The organism is Mesorhizobium sp. XAP4, assembly GCF_029269325.1.
GTDB lineage: Bacteria > Pseudomonadota > Alphaproteobacteria > Rhizobiales > Rhizobiaceae > Mesorhizobium > Mesorhizobium ciceri.
On sequence record NZ_JARIXW010000001.1, the window covers coordinates 444,046 to 461,332 of the forward strand.

The window sequence follows — 17,287 nt, forward strand, 5'->3', positions numbered from 1 at the left end:
ACGCTAGAAGAAAAACTTCTGGGAAAGTTTGAAAACTGCGACTCGACTCCCGGCGTAAAACACAGGAATATGCGAACAAATCAGGAACAAAGACGAGGCAGGGGCGATGGCATTGCCGGGCAAGGAACCAACGATCGCGCATGTCGCCTCGATCTCGGTCGAGTGCGCCGATTGTGGCCGCAATAGGTGGTGGCGACCCGATCAGCTGAAGCGGTTCGGGGTGACGGGGAATACGCCGCTGTCCACTCTGTCGGGCCGCATCGTCTGTTCGGCCTGCCGCGCCGACGGACTGCCGGGGACGGCGATTTCGATCCAGGCGGCGTTTATCGACGAGCGCCAGCGCGTGCGCAGCGAAGCGCGGATGCTGAGCGACAGGGATGTGCCGCTGGAGGGATCGCGGCGGGCTTGAGTGGGAGGGTGCCAGCGCTGGTTCTTCCTTCTCCCGCAGGGGGAGAAGGAAGAGCGTCCCTTGCTCAATACCCCAGCAATTCCTTCAGCGGAATCACGCGCCAGACATGTTTGATGGCGTAGCGGTTGAAGGTCAGCGTCTTCGGCGGGTTGTACTGCTCGACGACCAGCTCGCCCGCCGTGCGCTTGACCAGCTTTTTGATGAAGGCCTTGCCGTTGCGCTCGTTTTCCTCCGGGAAGGTCTCGATCACCACATGGTCGCCCGGTACGGCGTCGCGGCCGCCGCAATAGATCAGGTCGCCGGGCTCGTAACGCGGCACCATGGAATCCGAGAGCACGTGCAGGGCGAACACCTTCGGCAGGTTGCGCACGCCCGGCGGGCGCTGGACGTAACCCGCCGGCTCGCCGTTGAAGGTGAAATCGCCATCGTCGCCACCGACAGCCGCGCCCAGCACCTCGATGTCCATCGAGCTGGCGGGTAGTGGACCCGCATCGGTGACGATCTCCGCATCGGCAACCGGTCCGGCATCGTCGAGAAACACGACCTGCCCCTGGCCCAGCGCAACCGGGTCGACGCGCAGGAAGGCGGCGGTCTTCAGCAGGTTCTCGGTCTTGGGCAGATTGCGGCCGGTTTCCCAGTTGCCGACGGCGGCGACATCGGTGTCGTTGTGCTCGGCGATGTGGCGCATGACCAGGCCGCGCTGCTTGCGCGCCTTGCGGATCGCCGCTCCGACCTTGATCGACAGTTCCGTTTTTGCCATGGCGCCCATGTGAGGGATGAAAGCCGCTCTCGTCTATGAAAGAATGACTTGCATCTATTTTCGAGTTATGCTTATATCCGGTCATGCAAAACCTGTCCAGCTTTGATGGCGCCGAGTCGCCGGCCTCACGCGAGGCGCGCCCGGCGGTCATAACCGCCCATTCCCTTTCATCCCGGCCGTCCTCCTCCCCGGCCCGGATGAAGCCCGAGGCCCAGTGCCTGACCGCACCAGCCTCGGGTCCGGTCCGCCGCCTGTCTCCGGCGACCGGAACGGCCGGAGCCGCCGCTCCCAGCGGCTTCGGCCCCCAATTCGGCCGGCATGGCGCCGGCGCTGTTTTTGCGGCAGGCCGATCCTGCATCCGCACCGAGGACGGCACCGTCATCCTGTTCGACAGGCTGACGGGCAGGGCGGTTTCCGCCCTGGACAGAAACACGGCCGAAGCGAGGCTTCTGCACCTTGCCGGCGGGAAATCGGCCCAAGCCGGCTGAGGCTGGCCGGCTGAGAGCCGGCTCTTGAAAAACAACCTGACTGCGGCCTGGCGACCGGGTCGAACCTTGACGCTGCCCGACGGCGCGCGGCCGAACTTTGGATGGAGCTGGATATGGCAAGCTATAGCGACGCGGAATTGCACGAGATCGCCCGCTGGCTGAAGGATGGGTTCTCAGCCTCCAGGATTGCAGTCGCGTTCAGCGCGTTGCGCGGCAGTCCGGTGTCGCGCGACGCCATCATCGGCATCGTGCACCGCAACGCCATGCTCGGCGCGATCGGCTTTGCCAATGGCAAGGGGCCGCCGCCGCGATCCAGGCAGGCCGTGGGCAAGCGCGCTGGAAGCAAGCGGGCGAGTGGCGCGTCGGCGAAAGCGGCGCCTGTCGTCGGCAAGATGGAGGGCGTGCTTGCCGCCAAGGACATCCATGCGCGTGAAGTGGCCCGGCCCAGGCGCGCGCATTCGTTCGTGCGCGAGGTGGGCGTGCTGATCGCCGACGGCGTGGCCTATCGCCTGGAGGCGCCGGCGCCGCCGCGCGCGGCCATCGGCCGGCAGCCGCATGGCGTGGCGATGCGCTTCATCGATTGCCTGTTTTCACGCTGCCGTGCGCCGCTGGATCTGACGGTGGAGGGGGATCCGGACACTTCTATTGCCGAAGAGGGGGCGCCAGGCAGCCGCCCAGGTGCCGACATGTTGTGCTGCGGCATGCGCACCAGGGCGCTGAAAAGCTATTGTACCTACCACCAGGCCCGCTTCCAGCGCCGCGTATTTGTTGCGACGGGGTGAGGTTTGATCTCTTCTCCCCCGTTCACGGGGAGAAGGTGCCGGCAGGCGGGTGAGGGGCAGCGCTGACGAGGCAGGATGGAAGCTGACATGAAATTCAAGCATCCGATTCAGATGCCACTTACCGAAGCGCTGGCGCCGCCCCTCATTGCCCTGCCGGGCGTTCGCTGTTCGAAAAGCCAAGCAATTGGCTTTTCGTCCGCTGCGCGGATCACACCTCACCCCCGTAAACGGGGAGAAAGAAGCAAAGCCCTATTTCGGCATCTGCCCGCCTTGCTTGGGCGTGCGGCTCTGCATGCTCCTTGCGTCCATCGCTACCGCCGGGTTGCCCTCGCCGACCAATATGCCGGTCACCCGGGCAAAGCCGGTAAACACCTTCATGGCGTCGGCTTCGGAAATCTGGGCGGCGATCGCCGCGCTGCAGGCGTTCAGCGCGCTGCGGTAGACATGGCCGCGTCGCTCCAGCGGCCAGCGCTGGAGAAAATCGGCGGCTTCGCTGACGCTGTCGATCTCTTCGATCTCATCTTCCACCCGCACTTTGAGCGGCACTCCGGTTTTCATCGTACCCACGGCGTTCACCTTCGCTTTGCGCGCGGCTCCAGCTACCGCACCCATAAACGCGCCCCGCTGGGGGCCGGTTGCATCAATTTTTCGGCCGGCGCCCGCTCCTCACGGGCTAGCCACCGCATCCAGCCAGTCATGGGCGCGGCTTTTGGGTCTGTCGACCAGTATGTTCTGCTGCTTGGCCGCCCTGGTGAAGGCGTCGAACGCGATGCGCTGGCAGCAGATGCCGTCCACGGCGAGCGTAACCAGCCGGGAAGCCTCGAGATAGCCAGGCGCTGTCTTGTCGGGCCATTGGTGGCGCAGTGCCTCGGCGGCTCCGGCCACCGAACTGACCAGCATGGTTTTGTTGTCGCAAAAGCGCACGGTAACCGGCATGAAGGCTGTCATCGGCGAACCTCCCCTTGGCATGGACGCGACATAACGTCGAAAACTCGCGCCGGTTCCATCAGCCTGGATGCCGGACGGCAGGGATGCTGGCGCGGCGGCGAAGAGGCGACGACCTACGGTTCATTGAAGGCCAACCGAGCAGCGCTCCGCTCCGCTCTGCCACCGCGTGGGGAGATGCCCGGCAGGGCCGAGGGCGCGCGAAGGATCGCCACGTGCCGGCCTCCACCACCCATCCCAACCAGGAGCCTCCCATGAGCAAAAAGACCAGACCCGCAAAACCGCAGGCGCCGAAATTGCCGAAGGGCGAGGCCGAGCAGGTGCGCATACGCCGCGAGATCGGCCATGATTTCGCGCTCAGGGATGACGCCTTCGGCCGCAAGCGGCTGGCAGCGGGCACGCTGGAGGCTGCGCGTGTCTACGAAGTGTCGAATGACGGCTACGCCGCGACCGGCGGCATCGTGCGGCTGCGCGCCATCGATGCGCTCGTCGGCATCACCTCGCTGTCGCGCCAGCAGCGCGAGGCCGGGCTGCGCTACCGCGAGGATTTCCGCTGCAGCCAGCAGGCTGATGTCAAGCCGATGCGCTGGACCGAGCGCATCGACGGCGGCCGCGAGGGCGGCGGCATTGCCCACAGCGTTCTCGACGCCGGCAGGGCCTATGCCGCCGCCACAAGAGCGCTAGGCCATTGGGAGGTGGCCGCCGTGGTACGACAAGTCTGCTGCGCGGACGGTTCCCTCAAGCGCCTGTCCGAGCAGACCGGCGAGGGCCGGAACGTGGTGACGAAGCTGCTGAAGGTGGGGCTCGATCTGCTGGCGGTGCATTACGGGATGATGATGAGGAGGCGGGTGGGGTGAGCGGCGCAAATATCCGGCCGGCGGCGCCGGCCGGATCATTTTTCACAGGATCAGATCATCGGCAGACGCGGATTTCCTCGACGATCCTGTGGTGATGGCGCCAGTGCTTGACCAGTGCGATGTGGCAACGGTGGTGACGGTGGTAATAGCGCGGCCTGTAGCCGTTGTCATAGGCGTCGTACTGGTAATAAGGGCGATAGTAGCGATCGCCATAGTCATAACCATTGTAATAATCGTCGCCGTAATAATCGTCTGCATAGCCGCCAATGCCGATACTGATACGGCTGCGGGCGTCGGCGGGGGCGATCATCGACGCGGCCGAAGCAATGGCGATAACTGAAACAAGCAGGAGCTTTTTCATAGCTGCCTCCTTTTCAAGGTTAGGCTAATATAACTGCCGAGTTGCAGCCTCGTTCCACAGATTCGTAAGATGTGACGAACAATGCAGACCGGGGCGCAGATGCCCAGGCGCCTAAAACAAGGCCCTCTCCAATGGCCCCGCCAGTGTCTCGGCAAAGCCCGTCGCCAGATGGTGCCTGTCACGAAACGCCAGCTTGCCTGATATGACGACGTGGCAGGTGGTCGGGCCGCAGAATTGGTTGGTGAGGTCGATGTAGCGGGTGTCGGGCACGCTGGTCACCACGGCGCGCTCGGTGGCGGCGGTGCTGTCGTTGGCGGCTTCGGCCCTTGGCGTGTCGCAGTGCGGCGAGGGTGCCTCGCGCCACCACAGGGTGCGCGCCACGCAGGAGCCGGCGAAGCTGGCGTTGATCGGCGTGTCGCGGATGACTGCCGTCTCGACACCGGCCCGGCTGAAGGCCTGCAAGGTCGAGCGCAGGCCGGCCTGCCAGCGCGCTACTTCGGCGGTGCGTTCGGCGGCGGGCAGATCGCGGGTCAGATTGCCGATGGAAAATTCGGAGATCACCACCAGGCGCGGCTTGCGGCGGATGATCTCTGATATGGCCTGCTCGCGCCAGGCGTCGCATTCGGTGTAGTCGCGCTTCAGCACCGTGTTGAAGGTGGAGAGCCGCGAGGCGCGGCACGATGATTTGAGGTAGGTGACCACCTTGGTGTCGTTGCGCCTGGCTGCTTCGATCAGCGGCGTCGACCAGTGGTCGGCGTGCGAATCGCCAAACAGCACGATGGTGCGGGTGGCATCGGCCGGGCCGAATGTGCAGGGTTTCGGCGTCACCGTTTGGAAGTCGGCCAGGCAGTTCTTGTCGACGGCCCGCGCGATGGAAGGTCTTTCGGCCGCCTGCTCGATGCCGCGCTGCTCGGGACCGATGTTGCGCGTGGCCAGATGCGCATTGGCGTAGGCGACCGCCACGCCGGCACCGGTCAGCGCCAGCGCGGGTGCGAGCGCGCGAGCGCCCACCGTCAGCCAGGCGCCGCGTCGTGCCGGGTTCTCGATGAGGTGATAGGTGAGCACCGACAGCGCCAGCGCCAGCACGCCGCAGCCCAGCCGCTGCGGCACCGTAAGATCGGGCGTCAGCATCCCGGCGTAGACGATGACCGGCCAGTGCCAGAGATAGAGCGAATAGGAGAGCGTGCCGATCCATTGCAAGGGCGGCAGCGACAAAGCGGTGGCCGGGCCAAGGACGTGCCGGTCGGTCCGCCCGTTGGTCTGTTCCCCGCAGCCGCCGCTCAGCAGCACCAGCACGGTGCCGGCAACCGGCAGCAGTGCATTCCAGCCGGGGAAGGGCAGGTCCTCGCTCAACAGGCGATAGGCCGTCGCAATCAGCGCCAGGCCGAGCCAGCCAAGGGCTGGCCGCAGCCAGATGCGGTGCTGCAGCAAAGCCATGGGGACCAGCGTCGCCAGGCCGCCGGCAGCGAACTCCCAGGCGCGCAGCGGCGAGAAATAGAAGGCCCAGGCCGGCGCCGCGCTGGTCAGCCACAGGCAGGCGGCGAAGGAGGCGAGGCCGACCACGCCGATCATGGCTGCGGCCGTTCGCCGGCCCGGCCGCAGCCAGGCGGCCAGCAGAAGCAGCGCCGGCCAGGCCAGATAGAACTGCTCCTCCACCGACAGCGACCAGAAGTGGATGAAGGGATTGCTGGTGGCGTCGGCGGCGAAATAGTCGAACGACCAGCGCAGCAGCCACAGATTGATGGCATAGGCGGAGGCAAACATGGCGCCGCGCGAATAGAGCGCCTGCTCCTGCGGCGCCAGGATGAAGTAGCCGGCGGCCAGCGTGACCAGGATGACGAACAAAGCTGCCGGCAGGAGCCGCCGCGCGCGCCTGGCATAGAAGCGCCAGAGGTCGAGCCGGCCGGTCTCGCCGATCTCCTGCATGAGATGGGTCGATATCAGCCAGCCCGAGATGACGAAGAAGATGTCGACGCCGGCAAAGCCGCCGGGGAGCGCGGTGAGGCCGAAATGGTAGGCGACGACGCCGCCGACGGCGAGCGCGCGCAATCCTTGTATGTCCGGCCGGAACGATGCTGCCACGACGGCTCCCTCGTGCAAGCCCAGCCCCTGTGCAATGTCGGCGGTGCAGGCCGATATCGCAATGCAACAAATTTATCGCAGTGCAACATGGCAGAAATGGGGAGATGGGCCGGGTGCCGGCCGGGCCCGATCCTTGCGTGGCTGGCTTGTCTGCACACCTGCGGCAGACGCAAAACAGCCCCGCGCGGGGCTGTTTCTCATTCGGGTTGCTGGACTGCTACTTGCTGCCGCCGTTCGCTTTCACGCTGCTGCAGAATTCGGGATGGCTGTTGGCCGCAGTGGCGTCCTTCGCCTCGTCCTCGCAGGCCTTCATCATCGCGGTCTGGTCGTCCGGCGTAAGGGCCTTCCAGGCTTTCACGAAGTCGTCGTTGCTGACCATCGTCTTCATGCTGCTATCGGTGTAGAAGGGCTGCATCTTGGCTGGATCGTCGAGAGCCGACGTTTTGGCAAACGCCGCGCCGCCGACCATCGAAAGTGCCATGGCGCCCAAGCAGATCATCTTGATGTTCATGGGTACTCTCCTGTTGCTTTGGGATCGTCGAAGCAACGATCCATTGGAAAACGACAGGTTTGGGTGAAAGTTCCGGCATTTTTTGCGCAGAAAAGCCGAAACGAGGAAAAATATAGCCGAAAAACTTGAAACTTTCCCCGATTTTTCCCGTAGGAGGCGAGTTTATCGGGTCTCTCGTGCGAGACTGACCACCAGTCGATCGACGCTGGGGTCGTCGAGGCTGACGATATGGGCCATCTGCAGCGCCCGCTTCATGCTGACCCTGGTGACGTCCTGCCGCATGATGACCGGCACAAAGGCCGGCCCCGATCCTGTGAGGACGATCGCCCTGCCGACCAGAACCGGTTCGGAGATGGGAGCCCACTGTACGGTCATGATCGAGGGCTCGCTTGTCTGGCGGCGGTTGATGCCTGTGAAATAGATCCAGTTCAGGCGCGAGATCGCTACGCCGTAGTGGTTGCCGGGCATTCTGGCGCCACCCTGGCCATCGCCCGGGGCCCACCGCGTCACCCGCCGGAAGGTGACCAGCTCGGCCTCACGTCGCAGGAAGGTGACCGAGCGCATCAGAAGGTCGGGGCGGCCGGGAACCGAAAAATAGGTGAAATAAGTGCCGCCGGCGATGGCGGGCGACGGCGGCCGCACCATGTTTTCGTACAGTGCCTCGCGCAGCGACGCGTTGCCGTCGCCGTTGGCTGCGGGAACAGCCGGCTCGCGATACAGCTCGTTTTCGTCGATCTTGAAATAATCGCAGATCAGCCTGGCGGTGGCTTTGTTGGGCACTGCCTTGCCTTGCAGATAGCGCTCGAACTGGGTGCGGTTGATGCCAAGCTCACGGCACACCGCGCTGACGGAAGCGTGGCGCTGGACCAGCCGCCTGAGATTGGCGGCGAGATTCTCGCGAATTGGCACGACATCTCCCCGACAGACGTACGGACCAGTATTCAAGCGATAGCTTATATACACTTGCATGCCGTGGCGCTGGCGCGAAGATGGACCTTTGGCCAATAGGCAACGATCCCGTAGAGCGTAGGCTGTACGATTCTGACAGTCCGGCTATGCAAGCCGCGTAAATGGGCGTATTTCGGTGGCAAGAGCGACCTCGGATCGGCCTCTCGACATCCTGTAATGGAGGGCGGTTTGGATCATACCGACCTGGTCGAGCTTCTGGACTACACGCAGGCGCAATTGACGAAAATCCGCCAGGCGGTCGCGGCAAGCGATCACGCCGGTGCCATGTTCACCATTGATTGCCTTGTCGGAGCGGCGGCCGAGCAGACGAAGTGCAAGCTTGCAAGCCTGGAGCATGCCGGCTTGCCGATCAGCAAGGATGGGCCGATCGGCAGGGATGGGCCGATCGGCAGGGATGGGCCGATCGGCAGGGATGGGCCCATAGAAGGCGGTGCGGCACCGCCCGGCAAAGCGACATCGGGCAAGCCGGATGCCGGCAGCAGCCGCTCCTGATCAGGCCGCGCCGATCTCGCCGATCAGCCTTGCATATTCGGCCTCGGCTTCGCCGTAACTGCCATTGGCGAGTTCCAGCAGCCCGGCGCGGTCGCGAATGACGATCTCGCCCCGTCTCGAGCGAATCAACGCGCGGCCTTCGAGCAATTGAAGCGCGACGGTGACGCCTGGCCGCCTGACACCAAGCATGATGGCCAGGAATTCGTGGGTGATGGCGAGATGTTCGCCGGGCACCCGGTCGTCGCACATGAGCAGCCATCGCGCCAGCCGCTCCTCGAGCTTCAGCCGCGCGTTGACGAGCGCGGTGCAGCCGGCCTGGGTTTGTAGTGCGTTGACGAAGCGCAGCAGGAACATGCGCAAGGTCGTACTTGCCGCCAAAGCTGCCTTGAAAGCGCCGGCTTCGATGCGGATCGCTTCGCCTTCGAGTTGGACATAACAGGCATGCGGCGCACGGTCGTCGCCCATCACCAGGGAGTATCCCGTCATGCCTTCGAAGCCGATGAAGCCCACTTCGGCCTCTTGGCCGCTTGCCGTGCTGGCGACCACCGAACCAATGCCCTGTTCGATGAAGTAGACGGCCTCGATCGGAACATTCGGGGTCACCAGCATCATGCGCAATGGCAAGTCGCAGCGCTGCATGTGCGGCTCGAGCAACGCCAGATCATCCGCAGGCATGCGCCGCAGCAGTTGGTTTCGGTACGGATGGTTCCCGTCGGGATCAGAGTTTTTGTTGGGATCAGACATGGCGTGGCCCAATGCAGGGCAAGAGCCATCCAATCTCCCAGCCGTCCGTGCCCGTAAAAACGTGAGGACGATGGCCTATGTTTAGGGGCTCTGAACGCAGAAAGATATCAATGCGATATGAAATTCGAAGCACGGCGCCCCCCAACGCCTGTTCGCATATGAAAAGATCGGCCTGAATGTTAGTGTCGGAAACGTACCAAACGCCATTTGGTACAAAACCGACATATTTCACGAGAGCGCCGGATCACGCCGATAAAATCCGCTGGCCAATGAAAAGCGCCATGTCGCGCTGGGCCTGGGGACCGTTCGAAGAAGGGGGAGGACCGGGGGGAGAATTGTACGATAGTTACTGTGATGAAGGCCGATGTTGACTCTTGCTCAGCCCGATTTCATTTTTTGACCCACAGCGTCTAAAGCGCATCGCGTTTGATCCGATTTATGCGATGCGCTTTAGGGTCTTTGTTTATGCATGTCGTTCTCCCAAAGCCGAGGTCACCTTTGGACGACATGCATTAGAAAGTGGCGCTGCTCCGAAAGGGGCTTCTTATGTCGAGCCTTCGTAAGCGCAATCCCGGTCTCCATCCTTCCGATCTGCAACTGTGCCAGCGCATCTTCGATCGGGTCTGCCTGGAGCGCAAATTTGATCGCATGTCGGGGGAGTCGGACGTGCAACTTCTGGCAGCCACGGTGTTTTCGCTGTTCCAGAATGGCTGCCGCAATGAAGGCGAGTTGCTTGAGAGTTTCAGGCGGACCCGCCAATGACCAAGGCCAGGATCACGTCCGCGGCACCGGCCGAAAACGAACCTTACGACGCTGCGGTCTTCGCCCGGAAATACGGCATGTCGCGGAAGGCCGCGGAGGTCGTGCTGTCCGCGAATGGACCGTCCAGAACAGCCTGTGACGCTGCCGCCCGCTCTTTTATGGAAGCGGTTGCCCGCAGAGCGAAGAGCAGCCATAAACACTGATGCTGCGCCTTGAGCGACTGCCGTCTCGCCGCCGACCCGCGGGCGCGTCCAATGCTACCTTCATCGAACACCGTGAGGCGTCAGCCTGCCGGGCCTGTCGGGCCGATCGGACCGGTCACTCCTGAAGTGGCTTGCTGCGCCGTCACGGCGGAGAGTTTCTGCCGTTTGAGCAGCATCGGCTTTTCATAGATCTTCTTCATGGTCACGGCCTCCCTCCGCAAAGTTCGATTGCGGCAGCGTCATCGCCGGCCGCGCTCCTGTCAAGCGGACCTGGTCGAGGGCCGGCCAACCCGAACGAAAATCCACGCCTCAATTCCTGTCGGCCGGCTTGGAACGCATGCGCGAAACCGTCTCGCGCTCGGCGCGTTTGGAGCGCAGCGGCGGCAGGTCGCGGTCGATCAGGTCCATGTCCTCCAGCACCATATCGCCCATGCGCTTGAAGGCGATGTCGAGCGCGCCGGCGCGGTGAGCCGAGCGCAGGAAGCCGGGCAGGGCGCGCACCGGATGGTCCCGCGCCAGCGGTTCTTCGGGGAAAACGTCGCTGGCGGCGACGATGTGGCCGCTCTTCACCGCCGCCATCAGCGCCGGGAAGTCCACCACGCCGGCGCGGCTGAGCAGGATGAAGGCAGCGCCCTTGCGCATGCCGGCAAAGGCGTCGGCACCGAGAAAACCCTGGTTCTCGCTGGTCACCGAGGCAACGACGAAGATGAAGTCGCTGGTCGACAGCACCTCGTCGAGGGAGGCCGGCTCGACGCCATTGTCGATGAGGATCGATGGCGGCAGCCACGGATCGAAGACTTTGGTGCGGGTGCGGAAACCCGACAGCAGCCGGTTGAGCGCCCGGCCGAGATCGCCGAAACCGATGATGCCGACATCGGCGCCGGACAAGAGCCGCGCCGTCTGGTTGCCGTCGCCGCCCCACAGTTCCTGTCCCTGGCGGAAGGCGAGGTCGGCATCGACGATGCCGCGGGCGAGATTGAGTGCCATCGCAAGGCCAAGCTCCGCGACGGGCTCGGCGAACACCAGGCCGGTGGTGACGACATGGATGCCGCGCGCGAACAACGTCTCGTAGGGCATGTTGTTGATGAGGTTGGTCTCGACGTTGAAGACGCAGCGCAGCGCCTTCATCCGGTCGAGCGTTTCGGGCGATATGGGCGGCTGGCCGATGATATAGCGCACCTCGGCCAGCACGTCGGCCGGCAGTTTCGCGACGCCGTCAGCGGTCGTCTCGACGATGCGATAGTGCGCCTTGAGCCGCGCCAGCTGCCGGGCTGTGAAGATCAGGTCGAGCGTGCGTGGTTCAGGCGCACTGATGACCAGCGGCAAGGCGCTGTTGGACATGACTATTCCCTCTGTTCCCCAACGGCCAAAATACCTTGGATGAAACGATTTACAACATCGCGCGGCCGAGGAGAGCGGGATTGGCGCTGGGATGAGGTGACCTGTCGGAGTCGATATGTGCCGGCAATGCAACAGTGAAGAATCGTTTGACCGCGATGGCGTGGATACGACGTAAGAACCAGTAATGGCACAATTGACACGGGGCAGGGAATTGGTTCTGCTGGCGCCGTATCAATTCGGAGGGCACTTTACAGTGAAGAAATACGAGAAACCAACCTTGCAGAAGCGCGACAGGCTTTCGGGTGTCACGGCCCAGACTGCCCCATCGACACCTCCGCCGACGGCAACCTGAGCGGTTGGCGACTGACGCCTTCGCCCTATAAGGGCAATCAATATCGGCGATAGGGCGCCACTGGTCGCGCCCTATCGCATATTGGCCACGGGTGCCCGCCGTTGTCCCAGATGCCGGACCTTACGGCCGATGATCATCAGCTGGCGCGCGGTGTTGTTGCGCAGGCGCCGCACGCGCCATTCCAGCCCGGTGTCGGCGGTAATCGACTTGGCATAGTAACTGACCCGCATGCCATCCTCATCGGCAGCCACCTTGACCGGGTCGTCATAGAAGGCGTTGATCTTGTCAGCCGCCATGCCTGGAGTTTCGAGCCAGCGTGGAATGTGAACCGAATGGAGCTGATCGACATCGGTCATCACGCGGCCGATGCCGACGCCCGGCGTCGGACACGTGGTACAGAAAGCATCGCCGATGAAGATGACCCCGTCGCGGCGATGGCCTTGCGTCGTGCTCAGACTGATCTGCCTGACCTCGACAGGACTCGCGACTTCGAAGTTGCCGCATCGCACGGCTATTTCGGGCATCAATTCGCAGAGCATCTTTTGCGGCTCCTGGCGGAACGCCCGCGTCCACGGCTCGGCCACATTGCGATAGAGGAACATGTTCGCCCGCATCTTGTCGCCGAGGGGAAAGATGCTGATGTAGGCGATACGGTCGGCGGCCCGCCTGCTGTAGCAGGTGACGGACTGATGACCGAAATCGCTGGGCGAGATGGCGAGGTCGAATCCCATCGACAGTGAATGCGCCTTCGATTGCTCGATACGCTCGACGCCGACGGCGCGCCGCACCGCCTCGCCGTGACCGGTTGCCACCACCAGCAGGCGGGCATCGATGACGGTGCCGTCGGCCAGCACAAGCCGCTGCCGGTCCGGTCCAGTCGAGACTTCGGTTACCTTGCCGACCGTCAGCGGCACTTGCGCAGGCAAGGCGTCGCGCAGGCCATTGATCAGCGCGCCATAGGAGAATGTGAATTCAGCCTTCTTCTCATGCGCGAAGAACTGGCCGAGGCGAAACACATGCGTGTCGGTCGTGGAGGTGACGAGACGCTTGAGTGTCGCATCGAGGCCGAGCTTTTCGAACAGCAGCATCTGGTCCATGCCGATCTTCTCGGCCCGGAATTCCTCGTGGTGGACGCGGTGCGGATCGATCAGCGCCACCTTGCGGCCGGCTCGTCCCAACAGAATTGCCAAGGTCGTGCCGGCCATTCCGGCACCGACGATCGCCACATCGACGTGGGCCGGGCCAGCCTCTGAGATACTCATTTTGCTGCTCTTTCTGATGGCAACGGCGCGTTTCACAATCTCCGGTAGAAAATATCTTCCGGACCTAAATCAACCGCAAGCAACCGGCGCGCGTGCTTGGTAGTAACCAATGTTTAGGTTAATCGCGGGTCCGCTGCTTCCAGCGCGGTGCGATCGCCGAGCCATCGATGAACTCAAAGCCGCCAGCCTCGTTGAGCGTGTGAAGTTTACGCCCACTCCATAGCGCACCTGGATTTAAGATGGTTTCAACGACCTGCTCCATGCCGATCAAATCAAGGTGAGAAATGCGTGCGATGCCAAGCGCCGCGCCATAGCTCCTGCGGCAGTCCTGGACCGGGCGCAGCAGGTCGTTGCCGCGCCTGACCATGCGGCCGGCCGGCCGCGCCGAGGCGATATCGATCAGCACGGGATTTTTGGGGTGCGGCGTCCAGGGGCCGCGAAAATCCGGCGCCGACCACAGATGCAGCGCGTCGGAGAAGGCGCCGCCGCCGTCGCGGACGGTGGCGAACAGCCACCAGGCGCCGCCATGCTCGACAAGCGTGGCGTCGCTGGCGACGACACCGGACAGAAGCGTCGCCTCCTTGACCCATCCGCCGGGAAAAGCTGTGGCCCGGTAGAGATCGACCGTGCCGTTGGCGCAGCTTTCCGGCACCATCCAGACCTCGCCGTCGCGCTCGAAGACGAAGGGGTAGGAGAGATGGTAGGGCAGCTCCAACACCGGTTCAGGCCTTCCGAGCGGGCCTGCCGGGCCGAAGGGAACGGCGGAGATGATGGCTTTGCCGAGCCGATGGATATAGTCCTCGATGAACAGGGTCAGCTGGCCCTGGTAGAGGATGGGGAACGGATCGGCGTAGAAGCGGCTGCCGTCGTCCGGCAACTCTTGCCAACCCGACGCCGGATGCGCGCGCAGCTCGAACAGATCGCGGCTCCCGGTTTGCCGCCAGCCGACCTTCCAGTGCGGCGCGTTGTAGCAAAGGTGATAGATCTTCTGGATGATCCGCCGCGCCAGCGCCTTGCCGGCCCTGACCCCAAGCTTGCCCGCCGAGGGCATTGGCGGCGGGCCACCCACCTGCGCCGGTTCGGGCAGATCAGGCACGGACTTTGCCGCGCCTGACATGGCAGCTATGATCAGGCTTGCTGTGCGCGCCAGCATATCCTGGAAGGACGCCAGCGCGATGCCGCCATATTCGGTGCCCAGACGCCCGGCGGCGATCGCAACGCCGTTCTCCTCGATGCGGGCAAGCGGCGTGCGACCTGCGAGGATCAGGGCCAGCAAGGCCGCTTCGCCGCTGGCGCCGTCATAGGTGACGCGCCAGATCCGTGTGCTTTCCAGCCTGACATCGCCGCAGAGGTCGATGACCAGGTCAGGCGAAGCGGGGGACTGCCGGTAGGGCGCGAGCGCCGAAAGCGGCACACGCTTGGCCAGTCCATCATGGGACAGTCCGTGGATCGCCGTTTCGAGTTGAAACAGGGCCGCGGCGCTGCGCGGAATGCCACCGCCCGCCGGCCTGACATCGACGGACAGTTCGACGTCTTCGAGCGCGGCAAGGCGCTCCAGCAGCGTGACGTGAAAGGCGCGGACGCAGTCGCCGTCCAGGCGGAGGCTTATCTGCATGTTGGAGGTCCGAAAAGGCGGTGCCCGGCCTTGCCGGCCAGGCCGGTCCGGTCAAATTGTAACCCCATCTGCATTCGTCTCCGCTCGCTGCGTAGCCAACACCTCGATATGTATATTTTTAAGCAAACCGCGTGCCAAAATTCACGTCACCTCTCAACATAATTAACAATGTTTTAACAGTTGGAGGAATAGCTAGGTTAGCGCCGCAAACTGGTCTTGCCGGCATATGGAGTATTGTCGGAGGCAGCCATGCAATCATCCCTGCCCATGGTTCCTCAGCAACACTCCCCGGATCCGGCACGCGCGGGATCATATGCAGCCTCCACTGTCGAACTGGGCGATCTGAAGCGCATCCTGGTGCGCCGCCGGTTCTGGATCTTCGGCACCGTCGCACTGCTGACGCTGGTCGCCCTGCTCTACGGCCTTTTCACACCGGCGCTCTACAGCTCGGCGGCGGAAATCCTGATCGATCCGCAGGACCTGCAGGTGGTCACCAACGACGTCAATCCCAGCCGTATCTCACCCGATGGCGGCATCACGCAGGTCGAGAGCCAGGTCAGCGTGGTCCAGTCGACAGGCGTGCTGATGCGGGCGATCGCGGCGACAAACCTGACGCAGGATCCGGAATTCAATGGGCAGGGCTTGCTGTCGCGCCTGCTCGGTTCGGCATCAGCCGAAGGCGACAGGTCGGTGCAGACACTCGACGCGCTGCGCCGGCGCCTGGCGGTGAAGCGGGCCGACAAGGTCCTGGTCCTCGACGTCATCGTCACCGCCAAGAGCGCCGACAAGGCCGCCCTCCTGGCCAACGCCATCGCGCAGGCCTACCTGGTCGACCAGGCGAGCGCGCGCGCGAAAATGGCCAAGGACGCTTCCGAGTCGATCACCGCGCGGCTGGACGAGCAGCGCAAGCGCGTCCAGCAAGCCGAAAACGCCGTCGAAGCCTACAAGTCCGCCAACAACATGGTGATGGCGGCAGGCAATCTGGTCAGCGACCAGGAACTGACCGAGATCAACACGCAGCTTGCGGCGGCGCAGAGCCGCACCGCGGCGCTGAAGGCGCAGGTCGATCAGATGCGCCGGCAGAGCGGCACGCCGGACGCAACTTCGGAAGCAATGCGCTCGGCGGTGATCTCGAGCCTGCGGGCGCAGGAGGCGACGTTGGTCGACCAGGTCTCGCAGCTCGGCACGGAGTTGGGGCCGCGTCATCCCTCGCTGATCGCAGCCCAGCAGCAACTGCGCGACACGCGCCAGCTGATCGTGCGCGAACTTGGCCGCATCGCCACCGCCACCGAGACCGACTACGAACGGGCGCTGGCCAACCAGCAGGCGCTGGAAGCCAAGGTCGCCGGCATGAAGAGCAAGTCGCTCGACACCGATCAGGCCTCGGTGCGGCTGCGCGAATTGCAGCGCGACCTCGAGGCGCTGCGTTCCGTCTACTCGAACTATCTCCAGCGCGCCCAGGAGACGCGCGAGCAGATCAATGTCGACAGCACCAATGCGCGCATCATCTCCAACGCCATGCCCGCCTTGAAGAAGAGCTGGCCGCCTCTGCCGCTGCTGTTGCTGGGCGCGATATTCGGCGGCCTTGGGCTCGGCACCGGTCTGGCGCTGATCGCCGAATATTCCTCGCCGACGGTGCTTTCCAGCGCCCAGATGCAGTCGGCCATCGACGCGCCGGTGCTGGGCGTGGTGCCGGCAAAGTCAGACACAGGCCGGCGCTGGTGGCCTTTCGGCGGGGCGCGCGCCGCCGCCTCCAGCCAGAAGACCGATGCCGTCGTCGGCCTTGCGCTCAGGCGCATGTTCAGTTCGGGCCAGCGTCCGGCGGACTGGCCGCTGGTGCCTTCCATCTTGGTGACATCGTCGCCGGGCGAGGGCGCGCAGCGCAGCCGGGTGGCGCGGCTGCTGGCCAATGCCGCGGCATCCAGGGGCAGCCGTGTGCTGTTCATCGATGCCAATGCTGGCGGCGGCGGCCAGAAGGATCCGCAGCCGGGGATCCTCGATGTTCTGCGCGGCGAGTACGCGTTCGAGGCCGTCAGCCATTACGCCGCCGGCAGCAACGTTGCCGTGCTGGGCAGGGGCCGCTCAAAGGCGGTCTTCCAGGAAGCGCATGGCATCTATTTTGCGCAGCAGATGCTGGCGCGGGCCAGCCGGAGCTTCGACCTCGTCGTCATCGACGGTGGCGCGCTGGCCGACAATCTCAATGCCTCGCCGCTGGTCGCCATGGCCGACGAGATCGTGCTCGTCGCCACGCTGAACGCCACCCCGATGCGCGACGTCACGACGACTTCGCAGGCGGTCTCCGTGATGGGGCGCCTGCCGACAGCCGCCTTGCTGGTCGACGAGGCCGCCTGA

19 protein-coding genes are annotated in these 17,287 nt (G+C 64.1%); 7 read left to right on the top strand and 12 right to left on the bottom strand.

Translation table 11 applies throughout. The annotated features are described in order from the left end of the window. The first annotated feature begins 106 nt into the window (after positions 1 to 106). Positions 107 to 409: a hypothetical protein gene (locus P3C39_RS02295; protein ID WP_275952567.1), complete on the top strand. Its 303-nt coding sequence runs from the start codon at positions 107 to 109 to the stop codon at positions 407 to 409. Between the two features lie 64 nt (positions 410 to 473). Here P3C39_RS02295 and P3C39_RS02300 read toward each other — a convergent pair whose 3' ends face one another. Beyond that, a complete protein-coding gene (locus P3C39_RS02300) occupies positions 474 to 1,178 on the bottom strand; it encodes a helix-turn-helix transcriptional regulator (RefSeq protein ID WP_013530583.1) in 705 nt (234 codons plus the stop codon). Between the two features lie 188 nt (positions 1,179 to 1,366). Between P3C39_RS02300 and P3C39_RS02305 the strand changes: the two genes are divergently transcribed. After that, the gene (locus P3C39_RS02305; RefSeq protein ID WP_224675015.1) at positions 1,367 to 1,657 is read left to right on the top strand and encodes a hypothetical protein; all 291 of its coding nucleotides are present in this window, start codon (positions 1,367 to 1,369) and stop codon (positions 1,655 to 1,657) included. A gap of 113 nt (positions 1,658 to 1,770) precedes the next feature. Continuing rightward, positions 1,771 to 2,439 (top strand): GcrA cell cycle regulator, encoded by a 669-nt coding sequence (locus P3C39_RS02310; RefSeq protein WP_275952568.1) that lies wholly within the window; start codon positions 1,771 to 1,773, stop codon positions 2,437 to 2,439. A 249-nt stretch (positions 2,440 to 2,688) separates the two neighbouring features. On the opposite strand, the gene P3C39_RS02315 is transcribed toward P3C39_RS02310, so the two are convergent. Continuing rightward, positions 2,689 to 2,997 carry a DUF982 domain-containing protein gene (locus P3C39_RS02315; RefSeq protein ID WP_063170292.1) on the bottom strand — a complete coding sequence of 103 codons (309 nt, stop codon included), beginning with the start codon at positions 2,995 to 2,997 and terminating at the stop codon, positions 2,689 to 2,691. Between the two features lie 108 nt (positions 2,998 to 3,105). Beyond that, on the bottom strand, positions 3,106 to 3,387 hold the full coding sequence (locus P3C39_RS02320) for a DUF982 domain-containing protein (protein WP_013530587.1): 282 nt from the start codon (positions 3,385 to 3,387) through the stop codon (positions 3,106 to 3,108). 251 nt (positions 3,388 to 3,638) lie between these two features. Between P3C39_RS02320 and P3C39_RS02325 the strand changes: the two genes are divergently transcribed. Continuing rightward, positions 3,639 to 4,241: a DUF6456 domain-containing protein gene (locus P3C39_RS02325; protein ID WP_275952569.1), complete on the top strand. Its 603-nt coding sequence runs from the start codon at positions 3,639 to 3,641 to the stop codon at positions 4,239 to 4,241. A gap of 55 nt (positions 4,242 to 4,296) precedes the next feature. Here the strand turns inward: P3C39_RS02325 and P3C39_RS02330 are convergent, their stop codons facing one another. The 4 genes from P3C39_RS02330 to P3C39_RS02345 form a co-directional block, all read right to left on the bottom strand. Further along, a complete protein-coding gene (locus P3C39_RS02330) occupies positions 4,297 to 4,602 on the bottom strand; it encodes a hypothetical protein (RefSeq protein WP_275952570.1) in 306 nt (101 codons plus the stop codon). Between the two features lie 111 nt (positions 4,603 to 4,713). Further along, complete coding sequence (locus P3C39_RS02335; protein ID WP_275952571.1) at positions 4,714 to 6,684, bottom strand: acyltransferase family protein; 1,971 nt, start codon at positions 6,682 to 6,684, stop codon at positions 4,714 to 4,716. Between the two features lie 217 nt (positions 6,685 to 6,901). Next, complete coding sequence (locus P3C39_RS02340; protein WP_013530594.1) at positions 6,902 to 7,195, bottom strand: hypothetical protein; 294 nt, start codon at positions 7,193 to 7,195, stop codon at positions 6,902 to 6,904. 162 nt (positions 7,196 to 7,357) lie between these two features. Then, complete coding sequence (locus P3C39_RS02345; protein ID WP_275952572.1) at positions 7,358 to 8,104, bottom strand: helix-turn-helix transcriptional regulator; 747 nt, start codon at positions 8,102 to 8,104, stop codon at positions 7,358 to 7,360. Positions 8,105 to 8,332: 228 nt separating this feature from the next. Here P3C39_RS02345 and P3C39_RS02350 point away from each other — a divergent pair, with 228 nt between their 5' ends. Then, a complete protein-coding gene (locus tag P3C39_RS02350; protein ID WP_275952573.1) occupies positions 8,333 to 8,656 on the top strand; it encodes a hypothetical protein in 324 nt (107 codons plus the stop codon). On the opposite strand, the gene P3C39_RS02355 is transcribed toward P3C39_RS02350, so the two are convergent. Further along, on the bottom strand, positions 8,657 to 9,400 hold the full coding sequence (locus P3C39_RS02355) for a Crp/Fnr family transcriptional regulator (protein ID WP_224621894.1): 744 nt from the start codon (positions 9,398 to 9,400) through the stop codon (positions 8,657 to 8,659). Positions 9,401 to 9,919: 519 nt separating this feature from the next. Here P3C39_RS02355 and P3C39_RS02360 point away from each other — a divergent pair. Beyond that, on the top strand, positions 9,920 to 10,162 hold the full coding sequence (locus tag P3C39_RS02360; protein ID WP_275952574.1) for a hypothetical protein: 243 nt from the start codon (positions 9,920 to 9,922) through the stop codon (positions 10,160 to 10,162). Positions 10,163 to 10,445: 283 nt separating this feature from the next. Here P3C39_RS02360 and P3C39_RS02365 read toward each other — a convergent pair whose 3' ends face one another. The 4 genes from P3C39_RS02365 to P3C39_RS02380 all read right to left on the bottom strand — a co-directional run bounded on the left by P3C39_RS02365 (position 10,446) and on the right by P3C39_RS02380 (position 14,935). Further along, the gene (locus P3C39_RS02365; protein ID WP_013530600.1) at positions 10,446 to 10,565 is read right to left on the bottom strand and encodes a hypothetical protein; all 120 of its coding nucleotides are present in this window, start codon (positions 10,563 to 10,565) and stop codon (positions 10,446 to 10,448) included. A gap of 109 nt (positions 10,566 to 10,674) precedes the next feature. After that, positions 10,675 to 11,706 carry a hydroxyacid dehydrogenase gene (locus P3C39_RS02370; RefSeq protein ID WP_024501745.1) on the bottom strand — a complete coding sequence of 344 codons (1,032 nt, stop codon included), beginning with the start codon at positions 11,704 to 11,706 and terminating at the stop codon, positions 10,675 to 10,677. A 423-nt stretch (positions 11,707 to 12,129) separates the two neighbouring features. After that, positions 12,130 to 13,320, bottom strand: a complete 1,191-nt coding sequence (locus P3C39_RS02375; protein ID WP_275952575.1) for an NAD(P)/FAD-dependent oxidoreductase — start codon at positions 13,318 to 13,320, stop codon at positions 12,130 to 12,132. A gap of 118 nt (positions 13,321 to 13,438) precedes the next feature. Then, positions 13,439 to 14,935: a formyl transferase gene (locus tag P3C39_RS02380; RefSeq protein WP_064993991.1), complete on the bottom strand. Its 1,497-nt coding sequence runs from the start codon at positions 14,933 to 14,935 to the stop codon at positions 13,439 to 13,441. Between the two features lie 249 nt (positions 14,936 to 15,184). On the opposite strand from P3C39_RS02380, the gene P3C39_RS02385 reads away from it, so the two are divergent. Continuing rightward, positions 15,185 to 17,287 (top strand): exopolysaccharide transport family protein, encoded by a 2,103-nt coding sequence (locus P3C39_RS02385; protein WP_275952576.1) that lies wholly within the window; start codon positions 15,185 to 15,187, stop codon positions 17,285 to 17,287.

Bases quoted from the DNA above. Each gene is read 5' to 3' on its own strand.
- P3C39_RS02340 (WP_013530594.1), bottom strand. From the start codon at position 7,195: ATGAACATCAAGATGATCTGCTTGGGCGCCATGGCACTTTCGATGGTC.
- P3C39_RS02355 (WP_224621894.1), bottom strand. From the start codon at position 9,400: ATGTCTGATCCCAACAAAAACTCTGATCCCGACGGGAACCATCCGTAC.
- P3C39_RS02320 (WP_013530587.1), bottom strand. From the start codon at position 3,387: ATGACAGCCTTCATGCCGGTTACCGTGCGCTTTTGCGACAACAAAACC.
- P3C39_RS02385 (WP_275952576.1), top strand. From the start codon at position 15,185: ATGCAATCATCCCTGCCCATGGTTCCTCAGCAACACTCCCCGGATCCG.
- P3C39_RS02315 (WP_063170292.1), bottom strand. From the start codon at position 2,997: ATGAAAACCGGAGTGCCGCTCAAAGTGCGGGTGGAAGATGAGATCGAA.
- P3C39_RS02365 (WP_013530600.1), bottom strand. From the start codon at position 10,565: ATGAAGAAGATCTATGAAAAGCCGATGCTGCTCAAACGGCAGAAACTC.
- P3C39_RS02370 (WP_024501745.1), bottom strand. From the start codon at position 11,706: ATGTCCAACAGCGCCTTGCCGCTGGTCATCAGTGCGCCTGAACCACGC.
- P3C39_RS02305 (WP_224675015.1), top strand. From the start codon at position 1,367: ATGAAGCCCGAGGCCCAGTGCCTGACCGCACCAGCCTCGGGTCCGGTC.
- P3C39_RS02300 (WP_013530583.1), bottom strand. From the start codon at position 1,178: ATGGGCGCCATGGCAAAAACGGAACTGTCGATCAAGGTCGGAGCGGCG.
- P3C39_RS02380 (WP_064993991.1), bottom strand. From the start codon at position 14,935: ATGCAGATAAGCCTCCGCCTGGACGGCGACTGCGTCCGCGCCTTTCAC.
- P3C39_RS02295 (WP_275952567.1), top strand. From the start codon at position 107: ATGGCATTGCCGGGCAAGGAACCAACGATCGCGCATGTCGCCTCGATC.
- P3C39_RS02310 (WP_275952568.1), top strand. From the start codon at position 1,771: ATGGCAAGCTATAGCGACGCGGAATTGCACGAGATCGCCCGCTGGCTG.
- P3C39_RS02375 (WP_275952575.1), bottom strand. From the start codon at position 13,320: ATGAGTATCTCAGAGGCTGGCCCGGCCCACGTCGATGTGGCGATCGTC.
- P3C39_RS02330 (WP_275952570.1), bottom strand. From the start codon at position 4,602: ATGAAAAAGCTCCTGCTTGTTTCAGTTATCGCCATTGCTTCGGCCGCG.
- P3C39_RS02325 (WP_275952569.1), top strand. From the start codon at position 3,639: ATGAGCAAAAAGACCAGACCCGCAAAACCGCAGGCGCCGAAATTGCCG.